This window comes from Pseudomonas sp. (genome assembly GCF_017744435.1).
In the GTDB taxonomy this organism is placed as follows: Bacteria; Pseudomonadota; Gammaproteobacteria; order Pseudomonadales; family Pseudomonadaceae; genus Aquipseudomonas.
Genome location: NZ_JAGIBG010000030.1, coordinates 36,336 through 59,797, shown reverse-complemented (window position 1 = coordinate 59,797; position 23,462 = coordinate 36,336). Strand labels below are relative to the sequence as shown.

The 23,462-nt window shown below is 63.5% G+C and carries 24 protein-coding genes; 16 read left to right on the top strand and 8 right to left on the bottom strand.

Annotated features, from left to right (window positions below):
- Positions 1-179: 179 nt before the first annotated feature.
- Positions 180-635, bottom strand: a complete 456-nt coding sequence (locus J7573_RS19185; RefSeq protein ID WP_294338823.1) for a MaoC family dehydratase — start codon at positions 633-635, stop codon at positions 180-182.
- A gap of 143 nt (positions 636-778) precedes the next feature.
- Here J7573_RS19185 and J7573_RS19180 point away from each other — a divergent pair, with 143 nt between their 5' ends.
- Genes J7573_RS19180 through J7573_RS19170 form a run of 3 tightly spaced genes read left to right on the top strand, consistent with a single transcriptional unit; the run spans position 779 to position 2,457 of the window.
- Positions 779-1,144 carry a CidA/LrgA family protein gene (locus tag J7573_RS19180; protein WP_152956236.1) on the top strand — a complete coding sequence of 122 codons (366 nt, stop codon included), beginning with the start codon at positions 779-781 and terminating at the stop codon, positions 1,142-1,144.
- Positions 1,141-1,857, top strand: coding sequence for an LrgB family protein (locus tag J7573_RS19175; RefSeq protein WP_027917782.1), 717 nt, complete (start codon positions 1,141-1,143; stop codon positions 1,855-1,857). The genes J7573_RS19180 and J7573_RS19175 overlap by 4 nt, the downstream gene beginning before the upstream one ends.
- Before the next feature lie 9 nt (positions 1,858-1,866).
- A complete protein-coding gene (locus tag J7573_RS19170; RefSeq protein ID WP_294338816.1) occupies positions 1,867-2,457 on the top strand; it encodes an LON peptidase substrate-binding domain-containing protein in 591 nt (196 codons plus the stop codon).
- Between the two features lie 110 nt (positions 2,458-2,567).
- Here J7573_RS19170 and J7573_RS19165 read toward each other — a convergent pair whose 3' ends face one another.
- Both J7573_RS19165 and J7573_RS19160 read right to left on the bottom strand, forming a co-directional pair.
- On the bottom strand, positions 2,568-3,884 hold the full coding sequence (locus tag J7573_RS19165; protein ID WP_294338812.1) for a bifunctional DedA family/phosphatase PAP2 family protein: 1,317 nt from the start codon (positions 3,882-3,884) through the stop codon (positions 2,568-2,570).
- Positions 3,885-3,887: 3 nt separating this feature from the next.
- Positions 3,888-4,580 carry a DNA-3-methyladenine glycosylase gene (locus J7573_RS19160; protein WP_294338809.1) on the bottom strand — a complete coding sequence of 231 codons (693 nt, stop codon included), beginning with the start codon at positions 4,578-4,580 and terminating at the stop codon, positions 3,888-3,890.
- Between the two features lie 204 nt (positions 4,581-4,784).
- On the opposite strand from J7573_RS19160, the gene J7573_RS19155 reads away from it, so the two are divergent.
- From J7573_RS19155 to J7573_RS19095, 13 genes are all read left to right on the top strand, one after another.
- The gene (locus J7573_RS19155) at positions 4,785-6,056 is read left to right on the top strand and encodes a glutamate-5-semialdehyde dehydrogenase (RefSeq protein WP_294338807.1); all 1,272 of its coding nucleotides are present in this window, start codon (positions 4,785-4,787) and stop codon (positions 6,054-6,056) included.
- Between the two features lies 1 nt (position 6,057).
- On the top strand, positions 6,058-6,717 hold the full coding sequence (nadD, locus tag J7573_RS19150; protein WP_294338804.1) for a nicotinate-nucleotide adenylyltransferase: 660 nt from the start codon (positions 6,058-6,060) through the stop codon (positions 6,715-6,717).
- Positions 6,718-6,761: 44 nt separating this feature from the next.
- Positions 6,762-7,184, top strand: coding sequence for a ribosome silencing factor (gene rsfS / locus J7573_RS19145; RefSeq protein WP_152956229.1), 423 nt, complete (start codon positions 6,762-6,764; stop codon positions 7,182-7,184).
- A 9-nt stretch (positions 7,185-7,193) separates the two neighbouring features.
- The gene (rlmH, locus tag J7573_RS19140; RefSeq protein WP_008090421.1) at positions 7,194-7,661 is read left to right on the top strand and encodes a 23S rRNA (pseudouridine(1915)-N(3))-methyltransferase RlmH; all 468 of its coding nucleotides are present in this window, start codon (positions 7,194-7,196) and stop codon (positions 7,659-7,661) included.
- A gap of 16 nt (positions 7,662-7,677) precedes the next feature.
- Positions 7,678-9,567 carry a penicillin-binding protein 2 gene (gene mrdA, locus J7573_RS19135; RefSeq protein ID WP_294338790.1) on the top strand — a complete coding sequence of 630 codons (1,890 nt, stop codon included), beginning with the start codon at positions 7,678-7,680 and terminating at the stop codon, positions 9,565-9,567.
- Positions 9,568-9,605: 38 nt separating this feature from the next.
- Entirely contained in the window at positions 9,606-10,709 is a 1,104-nt protein-coding gene (gene rodA, locus J7573_RS19130; RefSeq protein ID WP_050437190.1) for a rod shape-determining protein RodA, read from the top strand.
- Between the two features lie 17 nt (positions 10,710-10,726).
- On the top strand, positions 10,727-11,737 hold the full coding sequence (gene mltB, locus J7573_RS19125) for a lytic murein transglycosylase B (protein ID WP_294338788.1): 1,011 nt from the start codon (positions 10,727-10,729) through the stop codon (positions 11,735-11,737).
- Entirely contained in the window at positions 11,737-12,738 is a 1,002-nt protein-coding gene (locus J7573_RS19120) for a septal ring lytic transglycosylase RlpA family protein (RefSeq protein ID WP_294338785.1), read from the top strand. Before mltB ends, J7573_RS19120 begins: the two co-directional genes overlap by 1 nt.
- A gap of 224 nt (positions 12,739-12,962) precedes the next feature.
- Entirely contained in the window at positions 12,963-14,123 is a 1,161-nt protein-coding gene (locus J7573_RS19115; protein ID WP_294338782.1) for a D-alanyl-D-alanine carboxypeptidase family protein, read from the top strand.
- 73 nt (positions 14,124-14,196) lie between these two features.
- Positions 14,197-14,472 carry a DUF493 domain-containing protein gene (locus J7573_RS19110; RefSeq protein WP_003249736.1) on the top strand — a complete coding sequence of 92 codons (276 nt, stop codon included), beginning with the start codon at positions 14,197-14,199 and terminating at the stop codon, positions 14,470-14,472.
- Positions 14,472-15,119: a lipoyl(octanoyl) transferase LipB gene (gene lipB, locus J7573_RS19105; protein WP_294338766.1), complete on the top strand. Its 648-nt coding sequence runs from the start codon at positions 14,472-14,474 to the stop codon at positions 15,117-15,119. Before J7573_RS19110 ends, lipB begins: the two co-directional genes overlap by 1 nt.
- A gap of 2 nt (positions 15,120-15,121) precedes the next feature.
- Positions 15,122-16,138, top strand: coding sequence for a lipoyl synthase (lipA, locus tag J7573_RS19100; protein WP_060509515.1), 1,017 nt, complete (start codon positions 15,122-15,124; stop codon positions 16,136-16,138).
- A gap of 82 nt (positions 16,139-16,220) precedes the next feature.
- Positions 16,221-17,159 carry an LD-carboxypeptidase gene (locus J7573_RS19095; RefSeq protein ID WP_294338762.1) on the top strand — a complete coding sequence of 313 codons (939 nt, stop codon included), beginning with the start codon at positions 16,221-16,223 and terminating at the stop codon, positions 17,157-17,159.
- Between the two features lie 33 nt (positions 17,160-17,192).
- Here J7573_RS19095 and J7573_RS19090 read toward each other — a convergent pair whose 3' ends face one another.
- From J7573_RS19090 to leuS, 5 genes are all read right to left on the bottom strand, one after another.
- Positions 17,193-18,509: a lytic murein transglycosylase gene (locus J7573_RS19090; protein WP_294338759.1), complete on the bottom strand. Its 1,317-nt coding sequence runs from the start codon at positions 18,507-18,509 to the stop codon at positions 17,193-17,195.
- Between the two features lie 60 nt (positions 18,510-18,569).
- Complete coding sequence (gene arfA / locus J7573_RS19085; RefSeq protein WP_009685838.1) at positions 18,570-18,734, bottom strand: alternative ribosome rescue factor ArfA; 165 nt, start codon at positions 18,732-18,734, stop codon at positions 18,570-18,572.
- A 216-nt stretch (positions 18,735-18,950) separates the two neighbouring features.
- Positions 18,951-19,988 (bottom strand): DNA polymerase III subunit delta, encoded by a 1,038-nt coding sequence (gene holA / locus J7573_RS19080; RefSeq protein ID WP_294338749.1) that lies wholly within the window; start codon positions 19,986-19,988, stop codon positions 18,951-18,953.
- Between the two features lie 37 nt (positions 19,989-20,025).
- Positions 20,026-20,631, bottom strand: a complete 606-nt coding sequence (gene lptE / locus J7573_RS19075; RefSeq protein ID WP_294338747.1) for an LPS assembly lipoprotein LptE — start codon at positions 20,629-20,631, stop codon at positions 20,026-20,028.
- A gap of 61 nt (positions 20,632-20,692) precedes the next feature.
- Positions 20,693-23,299 carry a leucine--tRNA ligase gene (leuS, locus tag J7573_RS19070; RefSeq protein ID WP_294338744.1) on the bottom strand — a complete coding sequence of 869 codons (2,607 nt, stop codon included), beginning with the start codon at positions 23,297-23,299 and terminating at the stop codon, positions 20,693-20,695.
- Between the last annotated feature and the right edge of the window lie 163 nt (positions 23,300-23,462).

Here is a 23,462-nt window from a genome sequence, read left to right as displayed (position 1 = left end):
AAAAAGTCTGCCGAGTATGCCGCAGAATGTGGGGCGGAGGTATCTGTGATCCAATCGAAATCGGTGTTGGATTCTTCGCGGGCAAGCCCGCTCCCACAGGTACAGTACAAGGCCTGGCCCTGTGGCGATCCTGTGGGAGCGGGTTCATCGAGGCGTCGAACCGCCGCGAAGAGGCCAGGTCAGACGAAACAGAGCGAAAGCGGTTCTGCGATATAGGCCGGCTTCTCTTCGCCTTCGATCTCCAGGGTAACGGTGGCTTTCAGCAGCCATTGCCCAGGCTTTTTCTCGGTCACCTCACCCAGGTCCACCTTCAGCCGCACTCTGCTGTCGACCTTCACCGGCTGAATGAACCGCACGCTGTCCAGCCCGTAATTGACCACCATCTTTACCCCCTCAGGCAGCACCAGGATGTCCAGCATCAGCATGGGGATCAGCGACAAGGTCAGGAAACCGTGGGCGATGGTGGTGCCGAACGGGGTTTTCGCCGCCTTTTCCGGGTCGACGTGGATGAATTGGAAATCGCCGGTAGCCTCGGCGAACAGGTTGATGCGCTGCTGGTCGATCTTCAGCCAGTCGGAACGTCCCAGCTCCTTTCCAACGTACTGCGATAGCTCGTTTACCGGTACATAGGGCATCGCGACTCTCCAGGTTGTCATTTGGTACGAAGGTGCAAGATCAGCACGGCGAACCGTTTCAGTCAAGATGCCCGCTTTTCGGCGAATATCGGCTTACAGGCAGCGCGTGCTTATAATGGCCGGCATGCCTGAAGGAGATCCTTATGCTGTTGCGTGGTTTGACCTGGCTGGTGCTGTTTCAACTGCTGGGTACGGCGCTCAATCACTTGTGCGTGCCGATTCTGCCGGGCCCGATCATCGGCCTGTTGCTGCTGCTGTTCTTCCTCATGGCCCGTGGCGAAGTTGGCAAGCCGCTGAGCGAGGCCGCCGGTAGCCTGCTGCGCTACCTGCCACTGCTGCTGGTGCCGCCGGCGGTGGGGGTGATGGTCTATGCCAAGGACATTGCTGCAGACTTCTGGGCGATTGCCGGTGCCTTGCTGATTTCCTGCCTGGTGACCCTGGTGTTCGTCGGCCTGTTGATGCAGAAGCTCATCGATCGCCAGCACGGCAAGCGTGAGGAGCAGCCATGATTCTCGACTGGCAAGGCGCGCTCGACGCAGTCATCCACCACCCCTTGTTTGGCATCGGCATCACCCTGGGTGCCTATCAGATCGTGCTGGCAGCCTATGAAAAGACCCGCTGGATCTTCCTGCAGCCGGTGCTGGTATCGATGCTGCTGGTGATTGGCGTTTTGCTGACCTGCGGCATCAGCTACGCCGAGTACCGCAAGAGCACCGAAATCATGAACATCCTCCTCGGCCCCGCCACTGTGGCCCTGGCGGTACCGCTCTATCTCAACCTGCGACGCATCCGGCAGCTGTTCTGGCCGACTTTTACTACGCTGGTAATCGGGGGCCTGTTCGCCACGGTCTGCTGCCTGCTGCTGGGCTGGTGGTTCGGTGCCGAGCACATGATCCTGATGACCATGGCGCCGAAGTCGGTCACTTCGCCGATCGCCATGCTGGTGGCCGAGCAGATTGGTGGTGTGGCGGCGTTGGCGGCCGTGTTCGTATTGATTACCGGCGTGATCGGGGCGATCTTCGGCCCGGCGCTGCTGACCCGCCTGGGTGTACACAGCCCGGAGGCGCGTGGCATGTCGTTGGGGGTAACGGCCCATGCCGTGGGCACTTCGGTGGCCTTGCAGGAAAGTGACGAGTGCGGCGCTTTTGCCGCGCTGGCGATGAGCCTGATGGGGGTGGCCACGGCGGTGTTCCTGCCGTTGGCGGTCAGCCTGGTGGCTTGAGGAATTGTGATGACGCTACCGCTGTTTCCCCTCAATACCGTGTTGTTTCCCGGTTGCCTGCTGGATCTGCAGATCTTCGAGGCACGCTACCTGGACATGATTGGCCGTTGCATGAAGCAGGGTGCCGGTTTTGGCGTGGTGTGCATCGTCGAAGGCGAACAGGTCGGCAAGGCGCCGCCGGTGGTGGCTTCGATCGGTTGCGAGGCCGTGATCCGCGACTTCGTCCAGCAGGACAACGGCTTGCTGGGCATTCGTGTGGAAGGTGTACGGCGCTTCGAGCTGAGCCAGACCGAAGTGCAGAAGGACCAGTTGCTGGTGGGTGAGGTGCATTGGCTGGCGGAGCAACCGGACAGTCCGCTCACCGAGCACGACGATGACCTGCTGGCGCTGTTGGTGGCGTTGGGCGAGCACCCGATGGTCGAGGCGCTGGACATGCCGCGGGAGGTCGACGGGCGCCAGGCCCTGGCCAACCAGCTGGCCTACCTGTTGCCGTTCATGGAGGAGGACAAGCTGGACTTGCTGGCCATCGACTCGCCGGCGCAGCGGCTGGAAGAGATCCAGAAGCTGCTGGAACGGATTCAGGGTGAGCTGTTTGCCTGATTGAACTCAGTGGCCTGTACCGGCCTCTTCGCGGCTAAAGCCGCTCCTACCGGTAATGTGCGATCCCTGTGGGAGCGGCTTTAGCCGCGAAGAGGCCGGTGCAGGCTATCTCAATATTGGTAACGCAGCAGGGCGTGCGGCAACGCATGCATGGCAAAGAACGCCAGTAACGCAATACACGCCGGCAACACCAGCCACCACACCTTCTGCGGCAGCGCTGTCAGCGGCTGTCGATGCTGCACCAGCGTCAGGCTCAGTGCACACACGCAGCAGGCCAGCAAGGCCCCGGCCATGATGTCGGTCGGCCAATGCGCGCCCAGGTACACCCGCGACAAGGCAATCGCCAGCGCCGGAATGCAGCCCAGCATCACCCAGGTCAGGCGCATGCGGGGTGGCATGCCGCGCCCGGCGAGTACCGCCAGGGTCAGGAAGAACGCGAACGAAGCCGAACTGTGCCCGCTGGGCATGCTGTAGCTGGTCAGCGGGTCGCTCAGTACTTCCGGACGGGCGCGGGCGAACAGCCATTTCAGCGTGCCATTGGCCAGCGCCGTGCCAATCAGTGTGCCGCCCGCGAACAGGGCATGGCGCCACTGACGCGCCAGGAGCAGCAAGCCGGTCAGCAAGCCGCCCAGGAAAAACTGAGTCTTGAAGTCGCCCAGCCGGGTCACCAGCACCACGGTGCCGTCGATCACCTTGCTACGGTGCTCCTGTACCAGCGTCATCACACCCTGGTCGAAGGCCTCCAGGTAGGGCCAGCCAAGAAACACCGCCGTCAAGGCGATGAAGCTGAGGCCGGCGATCAGCCGGGTGCCATGACGCTGATCGCGCAGGCTGCTGTTCAGGCTCAGGCCGATCAGCACCGCCAGGGTCCCGGCGATGATGCCTGCATCCAGCCAGAAGCCTTCCGGCAAGGGCAGGCGCATGGCTGCACCGGTGGCCCAGCCGGGCAGCAGATAGGCAACCGACCAGCCCGCACCCGCCACCAGGCTGACGGCGATGAAGCGTGGCAGCGGCATGTCGAACATCCCGGCGACCATCGGCAGCATCGGCCGCAGCGGGCCGATGAAGCGGCCGACCAGCAAGCTGGCAATGCCGTAGCGCTGGAAGTAGGCCTCGGCGCTGCCGATCCATTCCGGGTGGTGGCGCAGCAGCGGCAGGCGGCGGATGTTCTGGTGAAAGTACTTGCCGATGGTGTACGACAGCGCGTCACCGAGCAGGCCGCCGAGGAACCCCAGCAGCAGGGTTTCACCCAGGCTGAAGGCGCCACTGCCAGCCAGTACGGCGACGGCGAACAGCAGCACCGTGCCGGGCACGATGATGCCGGCAATGGCCAGGCATTCCACGCAGGCCACCAGGAAAATCGCCAGGCCAAGCCACTGGGGGTGAGCACTGAGCCAGCCGGTCAGGCTATCGAGCCATTGGCCCATGTTTCAGCTTCCTTGTTTGAGAATGAAAAAGTCCTGCCCTTCGACTTGGCCCCGTCGCAGCGGGTTGCGGGTGCAGAAACGGGCGAATTCGGCATCGACGAAGCGGTACGGCAGGTGCTCGTCGCGCCCATGGGGGATGCCCAGGCGCGCAGCCTGGATCACCCGTGGCACGGCGATGTCGCAGTCTTCGACGTACAGGCGTTCGGGGTCGAAGCGTTGTGCGTCCCAGTGCGGCACTTTCAGGCCCATGGCCTTGCACAGCAGGGTCTGCCCGGCGCACAGGCGCTCGGGTGGGCGCAGGTTGCCGCTGGCATCGGGGTTGTTCAGCTGCATCTGCGCCAGGCTGTTGGCATCGGAGATGGCATCGACCCAAGGGTAGGCGGACTTGATCAGCACCGCGTTGCCCGGGCCTTGGGCGCTGAAGTTGAGCGAGTCGCCGCCGCGGGCGTAATACATGTAGATGTGCCCGCCATCGAGGAACAGCGCCTTGCGCTTTTCGGTATAGCCGAGTGAGGCATGGCTGCCCTTGTCGGTCAGGTAGTAGGCCTCGGTCTCGATGATCCGTGCGGCCAGCCACAGGTTGCCATGGCGATGACGAATGACTTTGCCCAGCAACGCCTTGGCCAAGGTCTGGGCGTCGCGGTCGAAGAAGCTGTCAGGGAGGGCGCGTGCAGGGCAGGGGGCTGAGGCTGGCATGCTGGCGGTTCGTGGCAGTAAAGGCGGGGATGATAGCAATGAATGGCTTAATCGAGGCTTAACCGGGACAGTTCGATAAGCGTGGTTACATCTTTCTTATGGATTCTTGCGAGCCATTTTCTACCATCCGCCACCCGCCGCTGGGCGTATACCTGCGCGACAGTTATAATCAGCCGATTTCCCCTTCGCCAAGACACCGAACCCATGACTGAGTCCGTTCTTGACTACATGACCCGCCTGGGTCGCGCCGCACGCCAGGCTTCCCGCGTCATCGCACGTGCCAGCACCGCGCAGAAGAACCGCGCCCTGCAGGCCGCCGCCGATGCGCTGGATGCTGCGCGCGCCGAGCTTGCCGCAGCCAACGAACTGGACCTGGCCGCTGGCCGTGCCAATGGTCTGGAGCCCGCGCTGCTTGACCGCCTGGCGCTGACCCCGGCGCGCATCAACGGCATGATCACTGGCCTGCGCCAGGTGGCCGGCCTGCCGGACCCGGTCGGCGCGATTCGCGACATGAGCTACCGCCCGTCGGGCATTCAGGTTGGCAAGATGCGCGTGCCACTGGGGGTGATCGGGATCATCTACGAGTCGCGTCCGAACGTGACCATCGATGCTGCCAGCCTGTGCCTGAAGTCGGGTAACGCCACCATCCTGCGTGGCGGCTCCGAAGCCATCCATTCCAACCGCGCCATCGCCGTCTGCATCCAGCGTGGCCTGGCTGCGGCGGGCCTGCCAGCTGCCGTGGTGCAGGTGGTCGAGACCACGGACCGCGAAGCCGTTGGCGCGCTGATCAGCATGCCCGAGTTCGTCGATGTCATCGTGCCGCGCGGCGGCCGTGGCCTGATCGAGCGCATCAGCCGCGATGCCCGCGTGCCGGTCATCAAGCACCTGGACGGCATCTGCCACGTTTACGTTGCCGAGCACGCCGACCTGGACAAGGCCTGGCGCGTGGCATTCAACGCCAAGACCTACCGCTACGGCATCTGTGGCGCAATGGAAACCCTGCTGGTCGATCAGCGCGTGGCCGAAGGCTTCCTGCCGGAAATGGCCCGCCGCTTCCAGGAGAAGGGCGTCGAACTGCGTGGCTGCGAGCGTACCCGCGCGCTGATCGAGGCCAAGCCGGCCACTGAAGACGACTGGCACACCGAGTACCTCGACGCGATCCTGTCGATCCGCGTCGTCGACGGCCTGGACCAGGCCATCGAGCACATCAACCAGTACGGCTCGCATCACACCGACTCGATCATTACCGAACACCAGGGCCAGGCCCGTCAGTTCATGGCCGAGGTCGACTCGGCATCGGTGATGCTCAACACCCCGACCTGCTTCGCCGATGGCTTCGAGTATGGCCTGGGCGCGGAAATCGGCATTTCCACCGACAAGCTGCACGCCCGCGGCCCGGTCGGCCTGGAAGGCCTGACCTGCGAGAAGTACGTGGTGATCGGTGACGGCCAGCTGCGTGGCCAGGAGTCCTGCTGAGTTGAGCAAGGCCCAGGCAGTCCGGCGCATCGGCATTCTTGGCGGTACCTTCGACCCCGTGCACATCGGCCACCTGCGCAGCGCGCTGGAAGTGGCCGAGTTCATGGCGCTCGATGAGCTGCGCCTGTTGCCCAATGCCCGTCCGCCACACCGCGATACCCCGCAGGTGGCGGCGCAGGATCGCCTGGCCATGGTCCGTGAAGCGGTGCAGGGCGTCGCTTGCCTGAGCGTCGATGCCCGCGAGCTTGAACGCGACAAACCGTCGTACACCATCGACACGCTGGAGTCGATCCGCGCCGAATTGCGCGTCGACGACCAGCTGTTCCTGGTACTGGGCTGGGATGCCTTTTGCGGCCTGCCCACCTGGCACCGCTGGGAAGAACTGCTGCAACACTGTCACATCCTGGTGCTGCAACGCCCGGATGCCGACGTTGAACCCCCTGACGAGTTGCGCAACCTGTTGGCTGCGCGCTCGGAGAGCGATCCCACCGCCATGTCCGGCCCGGCGGGGAATATTTCGTTCGTCTGGCAGACGCCGCTCGCGGTGTCGGCTACACAGATCCGACAGCTGCTGGCCAGCGGCAAATCGGTGAGGTTCCTGGTGCCGGACGCCGTACTGGCCTACATCGAGGCGCACGAGCTGTATCGTGCCCCTAACTGACGGTGCCCCAGGGCGCCTCATCCAAACGAGTTGAAGAGTTTTATATGAGCAAGCAGAAAATCAATGGCGAAGCACTGGTCAAACTGACCATCAGCGCCCTGGAAGACGTCAAGGCCCAGGACATCCAGGTCATCGACGTGCGCGAAAAGCACAGCCTGACCGACTACATGATCATTGCCACCGGTACCTCCAACCGCCAGATCAACGCGATGCTGGAAAAGGTCCGTGAAACGGTCAAGAAAGAGGGCGCGCAACCTCTGGGTGAAGAAGGCAAGGGCGACAGCGACTGGGTACTGCTGGACCTGAACGACGTCATCGTGCACATGATGACCGCCGCTGCCCGTCAGTTCTACGACCTGGAGCGCCTGTGGCTGGGTGCCGAGCAGAGCCGTGCCGCCGATGCCAAGCACCACAGCCCGGAAAACGCCAGCGACTACTTCACCGACAAACTGAAAGACCGGGAATAAGGAAGCGTCGTGCGTCTGCGCCTGATCGCGGTCGGCTCGCGCATGCCCAAGTGGGTCGAGGAAGGCTGGCATGAATATGCCAAGCGCCTGCCCCAGGAGCTGTCGCTCGAGCTGGTGGAAATCCCGCTGAACACCCGTGGCAAGAATGCCGACGTCGCCCGCCTGATCCGTCAGGAGGGCGAAGCCATGCTGAGCAAGGTTCAGCCTGGGGAACGCATCGTCACCCTCGAGGTCCATGGCAAGCCCTGGAGTACCGAGCAGCTGGCAACCGAGCTGGACCGCTGGCGCCTGGACTCGCGCACGGTGAATTTGATGGTGGGCGGCCCGGAAGGGCTGGCGCCTGAGGTCTGTGCGCGCGCTGAGCAACGCTGGTCGCTGTCGCCGCTGACCCTGCCGCACCCGTTGGTAAGGATACTCATCGGCGAGCAGATCTATCGCGCCTGGACGGTATTGTCCGGGCACCCTTACCACAAATGAGCCTGTAAGCAGTCCGATGTCGCAGCCGATCCGTCTCAAGGACCACGAGAAAGACGCCCGCCTGGTGCGTAACCGCGTCGTGGTCGGCGCGGTGGCGGTCATCCTGCTCATCTGCGTGCTGGTCGCGCGGCTGTACTACCTGCAGATCATCCAGTACGACTATCACTCGACGTTGTCGGAGAACAACCGGGTGCATGTGCAGCCGATTCCGCCTACACGTGGCCTGATTTTCGACCGCAACGGGGTGATCATCGCCGATAACCGGCCTAGCTTCAGTCTGTCGATGACCCGTGAACGTGCGGGTAACTGGCAGGAAGTGCTGGATAACATCGTCGAAGTGCTTGACCTGACAGCGGATGATCGGGCGCTGTTCGAGAAGCGCATGAAACAGGGGCGTCGGCCGTTCGAGCCGGTGCCGATCCTGTTCGAGCTGAACGAAGAGCAGATCGCCCGCGTGGCGGTCAACCAGTTCCGCCTGCCTGGCGTTGAAGTCGTCGCCCAGCTGGTGCGCCACTACCCACAGGGCGCGCATTTCGCCCATTCGGTCGGTTATGTCGGGCGGATCAATGAAAAAGAGCTGAAAACCCTCGATCCGGTCAACTACAGCGGCACCCACCATATCGGCAAGACCGGTATCGAGCGCTTCTACGAGCCCGAGCTGCACGGCCAGGTCGGTTACGAAGAAGTCGAGACCAACGCTCGCGGCCGTGTGCTGCGGGTGCTCAAGCGCACCGACCCGAAGCCGGGCAAGGACATCGTGCTGAGCCTCGACATCAAGCTGCAGGAAGCCGCCGAGGCCGCCTTGGGTGGCCGGCGCGGCGCGGTGGTGGCGCTCGACCCGCGTACCGGTGAGGTGCTGGCGATGGTCAGCCAGCCGAGCTTCGACCCCAACCTGTTCGTCACCGGCATCAGCTTCAAGGCCTATGCCGAGCTGCGCGACTCGATCGACCGGCCACTGTTCAACCGCGTGCTTCGTGGCCTGTACCCGCCGGGCTCGACAATCAAGCCGGCGGTGGCCATTGCCGGCCTCGACAGCGGGGTGGTCAACGCCAGCAGCCGGGTATTCGACCCGGGCTACTACCAGTTGCCCAACTACGATCACAAATACCGTAACTGGAACCGCACCGGTGACGGCTGGGTCGACCTGGACACCGCGATCATGCGTTCCAACGACACCTACTTCTACGACCTTGCCCACAAGATGGGTATCGATCGGCTGTCCAGCTACATGAACAAGTTCGGCATCGGCCAGAAGGTTGCCCTCGACATGTTCGAGGAGTCGCCCGGGCTGATGCCGTCACGCGAATGGAAGCGCGCCACCCGCCGCCAGGCCTGGTTCCCGGGTGAAACGCTGATTCTCGGCATCGGCCAGGGCTACATGCAGGCCACGCCGCTGCAGCTGGCCCAGGCCACTGCACTGATCGCCAACAAGGGCGTGTGGAACCGCCCGCACCTGGCCAAGACCATCGAGGGCCAGCCGCCGGTGGACCCCAACCCGATGGACGACATTGTCCTGCGCGACAAGTCCGACTGGGCCAAGGTCACCCACGGCATGGAGCAGGTGATGCACAACGCCCGCGGTACTGCGCGCAAGGCTGCAGCCGGCGCCCAGTACCGCATCGCCGGCAAGAGCGGTACCGCCCAGGTGGTGGCGATCAAGCAGGGCGAGAAGTACGACCGCAACAAACTCCAGGAGCGCCACCGCGACCACGCGCTGTTCGTGGCCTTTGCCCCGGCCGACGATCCGAAGATCGTGGTCTCGGTGATGGTCGAGAACGGTGAATCCGGCTCCGGTGTTGCCGCGCCAGTGGTGCGGCAGATCATGGACGCCTGGCTGCTCGACGAGAGTGGCCGGCTGAAAAGCGAATTTGCGCCTACTACCGTCGCCCAGGAAACGGCCCCGTGAAGAACAATTTCGATCGCATGCTCTCCAGCGAGGACGTGATGCGTCGACGCGCCAGCTTCCTGCAGCGCATCCACATCGACGGTCCCTTGCTGATCATCCTGCTGACCCTCGCGGCCGGCAGCCTGTTCGTTCTCTATTCGGCCAGTGGCAAGAACTGGGACCTGTTGCTCAAGCAGGCCACCTCGTTCGGCATCGGCCTGGTCTCGATGTTCGTCATCGCCCAGCTGGAACCGCGCTTCATGGCCCGCTGGGTGCCGCTGGCGTATCTGGTCGGGGTGTTCCTGCTGGTGGTGGTGGACGTCATGGGTCACAACGCCATGGGCGCCACGCGCTGGATCAACATCCCCGGGGTGATCCGCTTCCAGCCCTCGGAATTCCTCAAGATCATCATGCCGGCGACCATTGCCTGGTACCTGTCCAAGCGCACCTTGCCGCCGCACCTGAAACACGTGGCAATAAGCCTGGTGTTGATCGGCGTGCCGTTCATTCTTATCGTCCGTCAGCCTGACCTGGGCACGGCGCTGCTGATTCTCGCCTCCGGTGCGTTCGTGCTGTTCATGGGCGGTTTGCGCTGGCGCTGGATCCTCAGCGTACTCGCGGCGACGGTGCCGGTAGCGGTGGCGATGTGGTTCTTCGTGATGCACGACTACCAGAAGCAGCGCGTACTGACCTTCCTCGACCCTGAGAGCGACCCGCTGGGAACCGGCTGGAACATCATTCAGTCGAAGGCGGCGATCGGCTCCGGTGGCGTATTCGGCAAGGGTTGGCTGCTGGGCACTCAGTCGCACCTGGACTTCCTGCCTGAAAGCCACACCGACTTCATCATCGCGGTGCTTGGCGAGGAGTTCGGCCTGGTCGGTATCTGCCTGCTGCTGATCGTCTACCTGCTGCTGATCGGCCGCGGGCTGATGATCACTGCGCAGGCGCAGACCCTGTTTGGCAAGCTGCTCGCGGGCAGCCTGACCATGACCTTCTTTGTATATGTGTTCGTCAATATCGGTATGGTCAGTGGCCTGTTGCCCGTCGTGGGTGTGCCGCTGCCCTTCATTAGCTATGGCGGAACTTCGTTGGTGACGCTGCTGTCAGCGTTTGGCGTTCTGATGTCGATCCACACGCACCGCAAATGGATCGCGCAGGTTTGAATAAGGTGAAGAATTTCATGCAAGCAGTGCGTAACTGGGCTGCCCGTTGTGCGCCGTGGATCGGCGCGGTGGGCCTGTTCGGCGCTGTACAGCTGGCCCATGCCGGCGATTACGACGGCTCGCCGCAAGTGACCGAGTTCGTTCTCCAGATGAGCCGCGACTATGGGTTTGCCCCCGAGCAATTGAACGGTGTGTTTCGCGAGGTGCAGCGCAAGCAGTCGATCCTCGACGCCATCTCGCGCCCGGCCGAGCGGGTCAAGCCGTGGAAGGAATACCGGCCGATGTTCATCACCGACGCGCGCATCGCTCGTGGCGTGGACTTCTGGCGCCAGCACGAAGCGGTGCTGGCCCGTGCCGAGCGAGAATATGGCGTGCCGGCGCAGTACATCGTCGCGATCATTGGCGTAGAAACCTTCTTCGGCCGCAACACCGGCAACTACCGGGTGATCGATGCCTTGTCGACCCTGGCCTTCGACTACCCGCCGCGCGCGGAATTCTTCCGCAAGGAACTGCGTGAGTTCCTGCTGCTGGCCCGTGACGAGCAGGTCGACCCGCTCACCCTCAAGGGGTCTTATGCCGGTGCCATGGGCCTGCCGCAGTTCATGCCGAGCAGCTTCCGCAATTACGCGGTGGACTTCGACGGCGACGGCCACATCAATATCTGGAACAACCCCGACGACGCCATCGGCAGCGTGGCCAGCTACTTCAAGCGCCATGGCTGGGTGGCCGGCGAGGGCGTGGTCAGCCGCGCCCAGGTCAGTGGCGCGCAGGCAGATCTTGGCCTGACCACCGGTATCGAGCCGGCGAAAACCTACGGGGAGTTGCGAGCGCTGGGCTGGTCGAGCCATGATGCGTTGCGCGATGATCTGCCGGTTACTGCCTTCCGCCTGGATGGCGAAAACGGCCCCGAGTACTGGATGGGCCTGAAGAACTTCTACGCGATCACTCGCTACAACCGCAGCGTGATGTATGCCATGGCGGTGCATCAGCTTGCGGAACAGCTGGTCCAAGTACGGGGCGTCAAGTAATGCGCGCAATCCTCTCTGGCAACACCTTCAAACTGCTGACTTGCATGACCGTCGGCATGCTGCTGGTCAGCTGTTCCTCCAGTCGCCCGACCTCGCAGGGCAGTGGCAACGTTGTCCGTTCACAGCCTGGCCTGGACATCAACCGTGCCCATAAGGATGGTGCGCCGTGGTGGGATGTGGACGTCAACAAGATCCCCGATGCCACGCCGACCATGCATACCGGTGCCTACAAGGCCAACCCGTACACCGTGCTGGGCAAGACCTACTACCCGATGCAGGACTCGCGCAACTACCGCGCCGAGGGCACCGCGTCGTGGTACGGCACCAAGTTCCACGGCCAGAACACCGCCAACGGTGAGCTGTACGACCTGTATGGAATGAGCGCGGCGCACAAGACCCTGCCATTGCCGGCCTATGTGCGAGTGACCAACCTGGCTAACGGCCGCAGCGTAATCCTGCGGGTCAACGACCGTGGCCCGTTTTATTCCGACCGCATCATCGACCTGTCCTACGCTGCGGCGAAGAAGCTCGGCTACGCCGAGATCGGCACCGCGCACGTGCGGGTCGAGGGTATCGATCCGCAGCAGTGGTGGGCGCAGAAGGGCCAGCAGCCGCCGCTGATGCTGAAAGAGCCGCAGGTCGCGCAGACCCAGGCGATCCCGGTCAGCACCGGGCGGGTCGAGCAGTGGACCCCGCCGCCGCAGCAGCACGCGGCGCCGGTGGTGCCGGTGCAGGTGGGTGGTAGTAACGTGCCAGCCGGCGCCGCCGGCAACGTCCTTCAGGTGGGCGCTTTCGCCAACCCGGATGCTGCCGAACTGCTGCGTTCCAAGCTCAGCACCATGGTCAGCGCGCCGGTGTTCATCAGCTCCATCGTGCGTAACCAGCAAACCCTGCACCGCGTGCGCCTGGGGCCGTTCAGCAGCCAGGGCGAAATCCAGCAGGCACAAGACAGCATTCGCCTGGCGAACCTTGGCCAGGCCAAGCTTGTCACAGCTGACTGACAGTTCTTGCGGGGGCCCTGGCCCCCACAAACTGTCGGTTTTGTCATGAATTGCCGGCCCCGGCCATGTACAATGTCGGCTTTTGCCCGCAGCGACATAAAGCCGCACCCTGATTCAGCCGTTCAGGGGTGGGCCGGCCATGGCCATCAAAACTAGACTGACTGGCGCTGGGCACACGATGTGGCCCAGGGAACATCAGACCATTAGCGATTTTCGAGAGACGGATGAACATCACCAACCTTGCCAAACGACTTTGCCTGCCTGTACTGCTGATGCTCACGCCTGCTGCCTTCGCAGCAGAGCAGATGATGCCTGCGCCACCGCAGCTGGCCGCCAAGTCCTACGTACTCATGGACGCGTCCAGCGGCAACGTGCTGGTCGAGAACAACGGTGACGAGCGCCTGCCGCCAGCCAGCCTGACCAAGCTGATGACCGCCTACATCGCCACTGTCGACATCCGTCGTGGCCAGATCGGCGAGAACGACCCGGTCACCGTCAGCGAAAACGCCTGGCGTACCGGCGGTTCGCGCATGTTCATCAAGGTCGGTAGCCAGGTCACCGTCAGCGACCTGCTGCACGGCATCATCATCCAGTCGGGCAACGATGCTTCGGTCGCCCTGTCCGAGCACATCGCCGGCAGCGAAGACGCCTTCGCCGACATGATGAACAAGACGGCTTCTGAACTGGGCATGTCCAACAGCCACTTCATGAACCCGACCGGCCTGCCGAACCCGGAGCACTACTCCTCGGCTCACGACATGGCTCTGCTGGCTCGCGCGATCATCAACATCGACCCGGCCCACTACGCCATCTACTCGCAGAAAGAGTTCTTCTGGAACAACATCAAGCAGCCAAACCGCAACCTGCTGCTGTGGCGTGACAAGACCGTCGACGGTCTGAAAACCGGCCACACCGATGAAGCCGGCTACTGCATGGTGGCTTCGGCCGTACGTGACGGCCAGCGTCTGATCGCCGTGGTATTCGGTACCAACAGCGAGCAAGCCCGTGCTGCCGAGACCCAGAAGCTGCTGACCTACGGTTTCCGTTTCTTCGAAACCCAGACCTTCTACCAGAAGGGTACCGAGCTGACCCAGGCTCCGGTCTGGAAGGGCGCAACTGGCCAAGTCAAGGCTGGCCTGGCCGACGACCTGACCATGACTATGCCTAAAGGCCAATTGAAGCGCCTGCAGGCTTCGATGACCATGAACCCGCAGCTCACCGCACCGATCGCCAAAGGTGACGTGATCGGCAAAGTGGAAGTCAAACTGGACGAGAACGTGGTTCACAGTGCCGACCTGATCGCCCTCGATGGCGTCGAGGAAGGTGGTTTCTTCCGCCGTATGTGGGATAGCATCCGTCTATTCTTCTACGGGTTGTTCAACTGATACGTGACCTGCAAGCCCCCGCGCATCCTGCGGGGGCGTTGTTGTTGCCACGGCTTACGAGGCCGTTTCCGCCATGAGCGAACCTGACGTCAAGTCGCACAAAATCGAATTCCCCTGCGACGATTACCCGATCAAGGTAATCGGCGACACCGTAGTCGGTTTCAAGGACACGGTGATCGAGATCCTGAGCAAGCATGCCAAGGTCGACCTTTCCACCCTGGCCGAGCGCCAGAGCAAGGAAGGCAAGTACACCACCGTGCAACTGCACATCGTCGCCGAAAGCGAGAACCAGCTGCACGACATCAACAGTGCCTTGCGTGCCACCGGCATCGTGAAAATGGTGCTCTGATGTCGCTTTGCCTCGGTATTCGCGAGCTTGGCCTGCAGCCCTATGAACCGGTGCTGGAGGCCATGCGTCGCTTCACCGAGCAGCGTAGCCCGGACAGCCAGGACGAAGTCTGGCTGGTCGAGCACCCCGCGATCTTCACCCAGGGCCAGGCCGGCAAGGCCGAACACCTGCTGGTACCGGGCGACATCCCGGTGGTGCAGACCGATCGCGGCGGCCAGGTGACCTACCATGGCCCCGGGCAGTTGGTGGCCTACCTGCTGCTGGACGTGCGCCGTCTGGGCTTTGGCGTGCGCGAGCTGGTCAGCCGCATCGAGCAGACCCTGATCGACCTGCTCGCCAGCTATGGCGTCAACGCCGTGGCCAAGCCCGATGCGCCGGGTGTCTATGTCGATGGAGCGAAAATTGCCTCCCTCGGCCTGCGAATCCGCAATGGCCGTTCCTTCCACGGCCTTGCTCTGAACGTGGACATGGACCTGGCTCCATTCCGCCGAATCAACCCCTGTGGGTATGCGGGGCTGGCCATGACCCAGCTGCGCGACCTGGCAGGCCCGATCGAACTCGACGAGGTCAGGACAAGGCTGCGCGGACAGCTGGTCAGGCACCTCGACTATGCTGAGCAGACGACCCTCACGGGCGGAATCGACTGAATATGACAACTGTGCAAGAAGCCGTGCCGAACCTGATCCCTACCCAGGATGCCACCGCGCGCCCAGCGCCGAAGAAAGTGGAAGCCGGGGTAAAACTGCGTGGCGCCGAAAAGGTTGCGCGTATCCCGGTGAAGATCATCCCCACCGACGAACTGCCGAAAAAGCCCGACTGGATCCGCGTGCGCATCCCGGTATCCCCGGAAGTCGACCGCATCAAGCAGCTGCTGCGCAAGCACAAGCTGCACAGCGTGTGCGAAGAGGCGTCCTGCCCGAACCTGGGCGAGTGCTTCTCTGGTGGCACCGCGACCTTCATGATCATGGGCGACATCTGCACCCGTCGCTGCCCGTTCTGCGACGTCGGCCACGGTCGGCCGAAGCCGCTGGACCTGGACGAGCCGAAGAACCTGGCCGTGGCCATCGCCGACCTGCGCCTGAAGTACGTGGTGATCACCTCGGTGGACCGTGACGACCTGCGTGACGGTGGTGCCCAGCACTTCGCCGACTGCATTCGCGAAATCCGTGCCTTGTCGCCGGGCGTGCAGCTGGAAACCCTGGTGCCGGACTACCGTGGCCGCATGGACGTCGCCCTGGAAATCACCGCGCAAACGCCGCCGGACGTGTTCAACCACAACCTCGAGACCGTACCGCGCCTGTACAAGGCCGCGCGCCCGGGTTCGGACTACGACTGGTCGCTGGACCTGCTGCAGAAGTTCAAGCAGATGGTCCCGCACGTGCCGACCAAGTCGGGCCTGATGCTCGGCCTGGGCGAGACCGACGAGGAAGTGATCGAAGTGATGCACCGCATGCGCGAGCATGACATCGACATGCTCACCCTCGGCCAGTACCTGCAGCCGTCGCGCAGCCACCTGCCGGTGCAGCGCTTCGTCCATCCGGACACCTTCGCCTGGTTCGCCGAGGAAGGCTACAAGATGGGCTTCAAGAACGTCGCCTCGGGCCCGCTGGTACGTTCGTCGTACCACGCCGACCAGCAGGCTCACGAAGCCAAGATCAAGCTCTGATCCGGGCTTGAGCTGACCATGCCGATGCGCGCTGAGAGGCGGCATCGGCATTTTTGTTTTTGCGGTATAGAAAGGAGCTGCGATGAATTGCGCTGAAACCATGGAATCCCTTTTGCCCAAGGTGCTGGCGGACAATGCCTGCTTCGCCATCGTCGCCCCGGCCGGGCCGGCGCGTCTGGATGCGCAGAAGGCTGGCCAGTGGTTCGCCGAGCGTGGCTACCGCTGCCGGATCTACCCAGGCGTCTATGAGGCCGAGGGCTATCTGGCCGGTAGCGATGAGCAGCGCCTGCAAGACTTGCATGCGGCCTTTGCCGATCCGGAGGTCGACGCGATCCTGTGCATGCGCGGTGGTTATGGCAGCATGCGCCTGCTCGATCGGCTCGATTTCGAGCTGATCCGCCGCAACCCCAAGCCGCTGATCGGCTACAGCGATATCACTGCGCTGCACACGGCGATCTATCAGCGTACCGGGCTGATCACCTTCCACGGCGCGATGCTCAATGCCGACCTGCTGGGTGCCAAGTTGCAACCGACCGAGTCGTCGCTGCTGGCGCAATTGGGTGGGCTTTTGGGAGAGGGGGATGAAATTGTCCATCCGGCTGATTTCGCCTTGAACTGCGTGGTGCCCGGTGTCGCCAGTGGGCGCTTGCTGGGGGGAAATCTGTCGATGCTGGGGGCGACCCTGGGGACGGTGGCGGAAATCGATACCCGGGACTGCATCCTGTTCATCGAGGACGTCAACGAGCCGCTGTATCGTGTGGATCGTCTGCTGACCCAGTTGCGCCTCGCAGGCAAGCTGGAGGGCATCAAGGGCGTGCTGGTGGGGGATTTTGCCGGGATTACCGTCGCGGCGCTGGCGCCGCTGCTGGAGGAGACTTTCGGGCCGCTGGGCGTGCCGGTGCTGGCCGGATGGCGCAGCGGGCATTGTGATCCGAATGTGTGCTTGCCGCTGGGGGCCTTGGTGAGGCTGGACAGCGAGAGGCAGACACTGGTGCTGGGGCAGGACCTGTTCAGAGCTTGAAATAGCCGGGGCCGCAAAGCGGCCCCAGGTGCATCAGCGCTGACGCAGGCTGTCGAGCAGTTTGTGGGTCGGATAACCGTCCGCCGGCCACCCCAGCTGCTGCTGGGCATTGCGAATGGCCTTGCGGGTATTGGCCCCGATGATGCCATCCGGGTTCCCCGCTTCATGCCCGCTGGTATTCAGCAGATTCTGCAGCTCCATCCGTTCACTACGGCTCAAAGGCAGGTCTTCTTTCGGCCAGCTGCCGTTGATGAAGCCCCAACCCGAGAAGCGATCACCCAGCAGGCTCACCGCCAGGGCATAGGACGACGAGTTGTTGTACTTGAGGATCGCGCGGAAGTTGTCCAGCACCAGGAACGCCGGCCCACGGGCACCCGCCGGCAACAGCAGGGCCGCTGACAGCTGGTTGCTGCCGGCAGGCAGCTGGGTACCCGCCGGTAGTTTCACGCCCATCTGTAGCCACTCGTAGACCGGCTTGCGCAGCGCGCCGTCGGCCTGCCAGTAGTCGAAGCCTGCTGGTACCTGCACTTCGAAGCCCCATGGCTGGCCATGCTTCCAGCCCGAGCTTTGCAGGTAGTTGGCTGTCGAGGCCAGGGCGTCGGGCGTGCTGTTCCAGATATCGCGACGGCCGTCACCGTCGAAGTCCACCGCATAGGTGTTGTAGGTGGTCGGGATGAACTGGGTCTGGCCCATGGCGCCGGCCCACGAACCACGCATGGCCTCAGGCTGGATATCGCCATGCTGGATGATCTGCAGGGCGGCGATCAGCTGGTCCTGGGCGAACTGAGGACGACGCCCTTCATAGGCCAGGGTCGCCAGCGAGCGGATCACCGACTTGCTGCCCTGGAACTGGCCGAAGTTGCTCTCCATGCCCCACACCGCGACCAGCGCCTGGCGGTCGACGCCATAGCGTTGCTCGATGCGGGTCAGCAGTTCGGCGTTCTGTTCCAGCAGTTTCTTGCCGTTGCGCACGCGCAGGGGCGACAGCGCGCCATCCAGGTATTCCCATACCGGGCGGGTGAATTCGGGTTGGCTGCGGTCGGCCTTGATCACATCCATGTCTGGCGTGACACCGAGGAACGCGCGATCGAAGGTGCCTGCCGCGATGCCGGCCTGCAGCGCTTGTTGGCGGAAACCGGCTTGCCATTGGGCGAAGGTTTGCAGCGGCTGGATTTCAGTGCTGACGTCGGGCGTGGCGCCAGGCAGGGTAACGACCGGGGCAGGCTGGGCGGGGGCCAGCGGCAGGGCGTCGGCGGCGGTGGGTTTTTCCGCGCAGGCGACGAGCAGGATGAAGCTGGAGGCCGCGAGCAACTGGCGGGAATTCCAACGGGGGAGAAGACTCAAGAGCATGCACAGATCCAGAATTGCAGGTCAGGTGCCGACCATACCATGCCTGCGCTTGCGATGCTTTCATGCGGCCAAAAAGTAAGAAGCCTCCCAATCTCTCGATTGGAAGGCTTCGCGGCGGTAGCTGCCTTTGCCCTTTTCCGGTTGTTCCTGGCGGCAGCGGAACAGCGGTTGGGCGATGATCGACTTGGCCTTGTTGGGGCCGTGCTTTTTCGGCTTCTTGCTCATGGCGGGGTTCCCGATTGGGTGAGTTTCGGGGCGAACTTTAGGCCTGGGAACGGGGCAGAGCAAATAGATTGTGCTTATGACAACGCCTTGAGAGCTGCGAGATCCCTGTGGGAGCGGCTTTAGCCGCGAAGCAGGCGACGCGGTGGATGGCACCGGCTTTGCCGGTGTTCGCGGCGGTTCGACGCATCGATAAACCCGCTCCCACAACGCCCTCAGCTATTCCGAAGGAAGCACCAATCGCTGGCCAGCCATCAACAGCGCCAACCGCGACAACCCGGTCCAGGGCGACCCCTCGGCCTGCCCCTTGATCTGCGCATCGATACGCTGGGCATCCTGCAGCAGTTGCGCCCAACGCTGAGCCGAGAGACGCTGCAGGGCCTTGCTGACCAATGGTCGGCGTTTGTCCCACACTGGCGGGCGCGCCTGGCTGAACGCCTTGTCCAGCGGCACACCTTGGCTGAACTGTTGCGCCAGCCCGGCCAGCAGGCGCAGTTCACGGGCCAGTGCCCAGAGAATCACCGGAGGTTCCACGCCTTCTCCGCGCAGGCCTTCGAGCATGCGCAGGGCATGGGCAGCTTCGCCATTGAGGATGGCGTCAACCAGCCCGAAGACATCGAAGCGCGCACTGTCGGCCACGGCCGCCTGCACCGTTTCTACGGTGATCTGGTTGCCTTCTGCCAACAGCTTGAGCTTTTCGATTTCCTGGGCAGCGGCCAGCAAGTTGCCTTCGACCCGCGCGGCGATCAGGTCGACGGCATCGCGTTGGGCCGACAGCCCGGCCTGGGACAGGCGCTGGTTGATCCACTGGGGTAATTGCTGGGCATCCACCGGCCAGATCTGGATGAACTGGCAGTGGGCACCTTCGATCAGGGCCTTGCCCCACTTGGTCTTCTGCGCGTTGCCATCGAGCTTGGGCAGGCTAATCAGCAGCAGGGTGTCTTCGGCGGGCCTGGCGCAATACTCCATGAGCGCCGCCGCGCCCTTGTCGCCGGGCTTGCCCGACGGCAGGCGCAGCTCCAGCAGGCGCCGCTGGGCAAAGAGCGACAAGCTGGCACCCGCTTGCAGCAGGGTGCCCCAGTCGAAGTTGGCGTCGGCGCTGAATACCTGGCGTTCGTCAAAGCCTTGCTGGCGCGCCGCATTGCGGATGGCGTCGGCGGCTTCCTGGCACAGCAGCGGGTCATCGCCGCTGACCACATAGACCGGGGCCAGGCTGCCTTGCAGGTGCTTGTTGAGTTGGGCGGGGGCGAGCTTCATGGGGAACAGGCGGGGCACCGGAATGCCCCGCTCGGGCTTAGTTGCCCGGGATTTCCAGAGGCGACTGCTGCGGCGTTTCCGCCTGCTGGCGGCGTGCTGCCTCCAGTGCATCGGCTTCGGCCTTGGCCCGTGCGTCTGCCTTGCGTTGCAGCTCATCGAGCTGCGAAGGGCTCAGCAGTTGCAGGCGCGCGACCATCGACTGTACCAGGTCGCGACGCATTTCTTCGCGCGAGCGCAGGGCTTCCTGATCGGAGCCGGTGATGTTGGAACCGTCACGCACGTAAACCTTGCGCACTTCCACCTTGTCGCTCAGCAGTTCGAGGTTGTTCAGGCCCAGGATGCTGTAGTTGAGGATGGTGGTGAGTTCGTACTCGGCGGTGCGGTTACCACCGGTATAGGTGGCCGAGCGCGAGTTTTCCTGCTCGTTGGTCAGGACCAGGCGATACGGTGCGCCGGCGTGGACGTTGACGCCACTGCGCTTCAGTATCTCGCGCAGTTGCACCACGGTCTGGCCGTAGGCGTTGCGTGCGCTGACGTCCATCTCCTTGACGCTCATTGCGTTGGTGCCGGTGCCGCGCAGCTGGAAACCGCAGGCGCTGAGCAGGACAGCCAGGCCCATTACCAGCAGATTGCGTTTGATCATGTTGTTGCTCCCTTGTGGGCCGATACCGCCCACCCGCACGCTGTGCAGGTGGGCGTTGCCATCAGTTGGCGACGATGTTGACCAGTTTGCCCGGTACCACGATGACCTTGCGGATGGTCAGGCCATCAATGAAGCGCAGGACATTTTCGTTGCTGCGGGCAGCGGCTTCGACTTCCTCGCGGCTGGCGGCGGCCGGCATTTCCACCTGGCCGCGCAGCTTGCCGTTGACCTGCACCACCAGGGTGATGCTGTCCTGTACCAGGGCGCTGTCGTCGACTGCCGGCCAGCCAGCGTCGATGACGGCCTGATCGTGGCCCAGCTGCTTCCACAGCTCGTGGGAGATGTGCGGGGTGATCGGCGCCAGCAGCAGGGTCACGGCCTCCAGGCCTTCCTGCAACAGGGCACGGTCCTGCTCGGTGGCTTGCGGGGCCTTTTCCAGCACGTTCATCACGGTCATCACCTGGGCGATGGCGGTGTTGAATTTGTGGAACTGGCCCACGTCGGTGCTGGCCTGCTTGATCGCAGCGTGGATGGCGCGGCGAATGACTTTCTGTGCGTCGTCCAGGGCGGCGACATCCAGCTTGCCCGGCAGGCCCTGGGCGACGTGAGCCTGGGCCAGGCGCCAGACGCGGCGCAGGAAGCGGCTTGCACCTTCGACGCCAGAGTCGGACCACTCCAGGCTCGCGTCAGGCGGCGAGGCGAACATCATGAACAGGCGGCAGGTGTCGGCGCCGTACTGGTCGATCATCGATTGCGGGTCGACGCCGTTGTTCTTCGACTTCGACATCTTCTCGGTACCGCCGATTTCCACCGGCAAGCCGTCGGTCTTCAGGCGGGCGCCGATGATCTTGGCCTTGGCATCACGCTCGATTTCGACGTCGGCCGGGTTGAACCAGTCCTTGCCGCCGTTGCTGGCCACGCGGTAGTAGGTCTCGGCGACCACCATGCCCTGGGTCAGCAGGTTCTTGAACGGCTCGTTGGAGGTGACCAGGCCCTCGTCACGCATCAGCTTGTGGAAGAAGCGCGCGTACAGCAGGTGCAGGATCGCGTGCTCGATACCACCGATGTACTGGTCGACCGGCAGCCAGTGGTTGGCCGCTTTCGGGTCGACCATGCCACCTTCGTAGTTCGGCGAAGCGTAACGGGCGAAGTACCAGGACGATTCCACGAAGGTGTCCATGGTGTCGGTTTCGCGCTTGGCCGCGGCGCCGCATTTCGGGCAGCTGCATTCGTAGAATTCGGGCATGCGTGCCAGCGGCGAACCGGCGCCGTCCGGCACCACGTTTTCCGGCAGGGTGACCGGCAGCTGGTCTTCCGGCACTGGCACGTCGCCGCACGACGGGCAGTGGATGATCGGGATCGGGCAGCCCCAGTAGCGCTGGCGGCTGATGCCCCAGTCGCGCAGGCGGAACTGGGTACGCGATTTGCCCAGCTCCTTGCGGATCAGGGCCGCTTCGATGGCGTCGAAGGCACCGGCGAAGTCCAGACCGTCGAACTCGGCGGAGTTGATCAGCTGGCCATGCTCGCCATAGGCAGCGAGCCACTCGCTGCCGACGTCATCGCCTGCGCTGGTGCGCACCACGGCCTTGACCGGCAGGTTGTACTTGTGGGCGAACTCGAAGTCGCGCTCGTCGTGGGCCGGCACCGCCATCACGGCGCCATCGCCGTAGTGCATCAGCACGTAGTTGGCGACCCACACCGGCAGCTTCTCGCCGGTCAGCGGGTGCTCGACGAACAGGGAAGTGGGCATGCCCTTCTTCTCCTGGGTGGCCATGTCGGCCTCGGCGACGCTGCCGCTCTTGCATTCGTCGATGAACGCCTGCAGCGCCGGGTTGCCCTGGGCGGCCTGGGTGGCCAGCGGGTGCTCGGCGGCAACGGCGACGTAGGTGGCGCCCATCAGGGTGTCCGGACGGGTGGTGAAGACCTTCAGGGTGCCTTCGTGGCCAATGCTGGCCTGGTCGAACGGGAACTGCACTTCCATGCCGCGCGACTTGCCGATCCAGTTGCGCTGCATGGTCTTGACCTGCTCAGGCCAGCCCGGCAGCTCGTCGAGGCTTTCCAGCAGCTCGTCGGCGTAGTCGGTGATGCGGAAGTAGTACATCGGGATTTCGCGCTTCTCGATCAGCGCGCCCGAACGCCAGCCACGGCCGTCGATGACCTGCTCGTTGGCCAGTACGGTCTGGTCGGCCGGGTCCCAGTTCACGGTCCCGTTCTTGCGGTAGATGATGCCTTTCTCGAACAGGCGGGTGAACAGCCACTGTTCCCAGCGGTAGTAGTCCGGCTTGCAGGTGGTGACTTCACGTGCCCAGTCGATGGCCAGGCCCAGGCTCTTGAGCTGGGTCTTCATGTAGTCGATGTTTTCGTATGTCCACTTGGCCGGGGCGACGTTGTTCTTCATCGCCGCGTTTTCCGCAGGCATGCCGAAGGCGTCCCAGCCCATCGGCTGCAGGACATTCTTGCCCAGCATGCGCTGGTAGCGGGCAATCACGTCACCGATGGTGTAGTTGCGCACGTGGCCCATGTGTAGCTTGCCGCTCGGGTACGGGAACATCGACAGGCAGTAGTAGGTGTCCTTACCTGGCTGTTCGGTAACAGCGAACGATTGTTGCTCGTCCCAGAAGTTCTGGGCGGCGGCTTCGATATCACGGGGCGTGTATTGTTCGTGCATGGCTACTTTTTGCTGAGAGAGAAGAGACCTTGTTCCAGGCAGCGGAACCTCGCTGCGTCCGGCACTCCGGTGTCGTTTTAGAGTGAACGCCGTAGCATACAGCAGCGCCGCGCATCGTGGGAAACCTTGATTGCGAATGCCCGCTGGTCGCGGCATCCGGCTG

Bases quoted from the DNA above. Each gene is read 5' to 3' on its own strand.
- J7573_RS19090 (WP_294338759.1), bottom strand. From the start codon at position 18,509: ATGCTCTTGAGTCTTCTCCCCCGTTGGAATTCCCGCCAGTTGCTCGCG.
- J7573_RS19095 (WP_294338762.1), top strand. From the start codon at position 16,221: ATGAATTGCGCTGAAACCATGGAATCCCTTTTGCCCAAGGTGCTGGCG.
- mrdA (WP_294338790.1), top strand. From the start codon at position 7,678: ATGTCGCAGCCGATCCGTCTCAAGGACCACGAGAAAGACGCCCGCCTG.
- J7573_RS19110 (WP_003249736.1), top strand. From the start codon at position 14,197: ATGAGCGAACCTGACGTCAAGTCGCACAAAATCGAATTCCCCTGCGAC.
- lipB (WP_294338766.1), top strand. From the start codon at position 14,472: ATGTCGCTTTGCCTCGGTATTCGCGAGCTTGGCCTGCAGCCCTATGAA.
- holA (WP_294338749.1), bottom strand. From the start codon at position 19,988: ATGAAGCTCGCCCCCGCCCAACTCAACAAGCACCTGCAAGGCAGCCTG.
- J7573_RS19120 (WP_294338785.1), top strand. From the start codon at position 11,737: ATGCGCGCAATCCTCTCTGGCAACACCTTCAAACTGCTGACTTGCATG.
- leuS (WP_294338744.1), bottom strand. From the start codon at position 23,299: ATGCACGAACAATACACGCCCCGTGATATCGAAGCCGCCGCCCAGAAC.
- lptE (WP_294338747.1), bottom strand. From the start codon at position 20,631: ATGATCAAACGCAATCTGCTGGTAATGGGCCTGGCTGTCCTGCTCAGC.
- J7573_RS19185 (WP_294338823.1), bottom strand. From the start codon at position 635: ATGCCCTATGTACCGGTAAACGAGCTATCGCAGTACGTTGGAAAGGAG.
- rsfS (WP_152956229.1), top strand. From the start codon at position 6,762: ATGAGCAAGCAGAAAATCAATGGCGAAGCACTGGTCAAACTGACCATC.
- J7573_RS19175 (WP_027917782.1), top strand. From the start codon at position 1,141: ATGATTCTCGACTGGCAAGGCGCGCTCGACGCAGTCATCCACCACCCC.
- lipA (WP_060509515.1), top strand. From the start codon at position 15,122: ATGACAACTGTGCAAGAAGCCGTGCCGAACCTGATCCCTACCCAGGAT.
- J7573_RS19165 (WP_294338812.1), bottom strand. From the start codon at position 3,884: ATGGGCCAATGGCTCGATAGCCTGACCGGCTGGCTCAGTGCTCACCCC.
- J7573_RS19115 (WP_294338782.1), top strand. From the start codon at position 12,963: ATGAACATCACCAACCTTGCCAAACGACTTTGCCTGCCTGTACTGCTG.
- arfA (WP_009685838.1), bottom strand. From the start codon at position 18,734: ATGAGCAAGAAGCCGAAAAAGCACGGCCCCAACAAGGCCAAGTCGATC.
- rodA (WP_050437190.1), top strand. From the start codon at position 9,606: ATGCGTCGACGCGCCAGCTTCCTGCAGCGCATCCACATCGACGGTCCC.
- J7573_RS19160 (WP_294338809.1), bottom strand. From the start codon at position 4,580: ATGCCAGCCTCAGCCCCCTGCCCTGCACGCGCCCTCCCTGACAGCTTC.
- mltB (WP_294338788.1), top strand. From the start codon at position 10,727: ATGCAAGCAGTGCGTAACTGGGCTGCCCGTTGTGCGCCGTGGATCGGC.
- J7573_RS19170 (WP_294338816.1), top strand. From the start codon at position 1,867: ATGACGCTACCGCTGTTTCCCCTCAATACCGTGTTGTTTCCCGGTTGC.
- J7573_RS19155 (WP_294338807.1), top strand. From the start codon at position 4,785: ATGACTGAGTCCGTTCTTGACTACATGACCCGCCTGGGTCGCGCCGCA.
- J7573_RS19180 (WP_152956236.1), top strand. From the start codon at position 779: ATGCTGTTGCGTGGTTTGACCTGGCTGGTGCTGTTTCAACTGCTGGGT.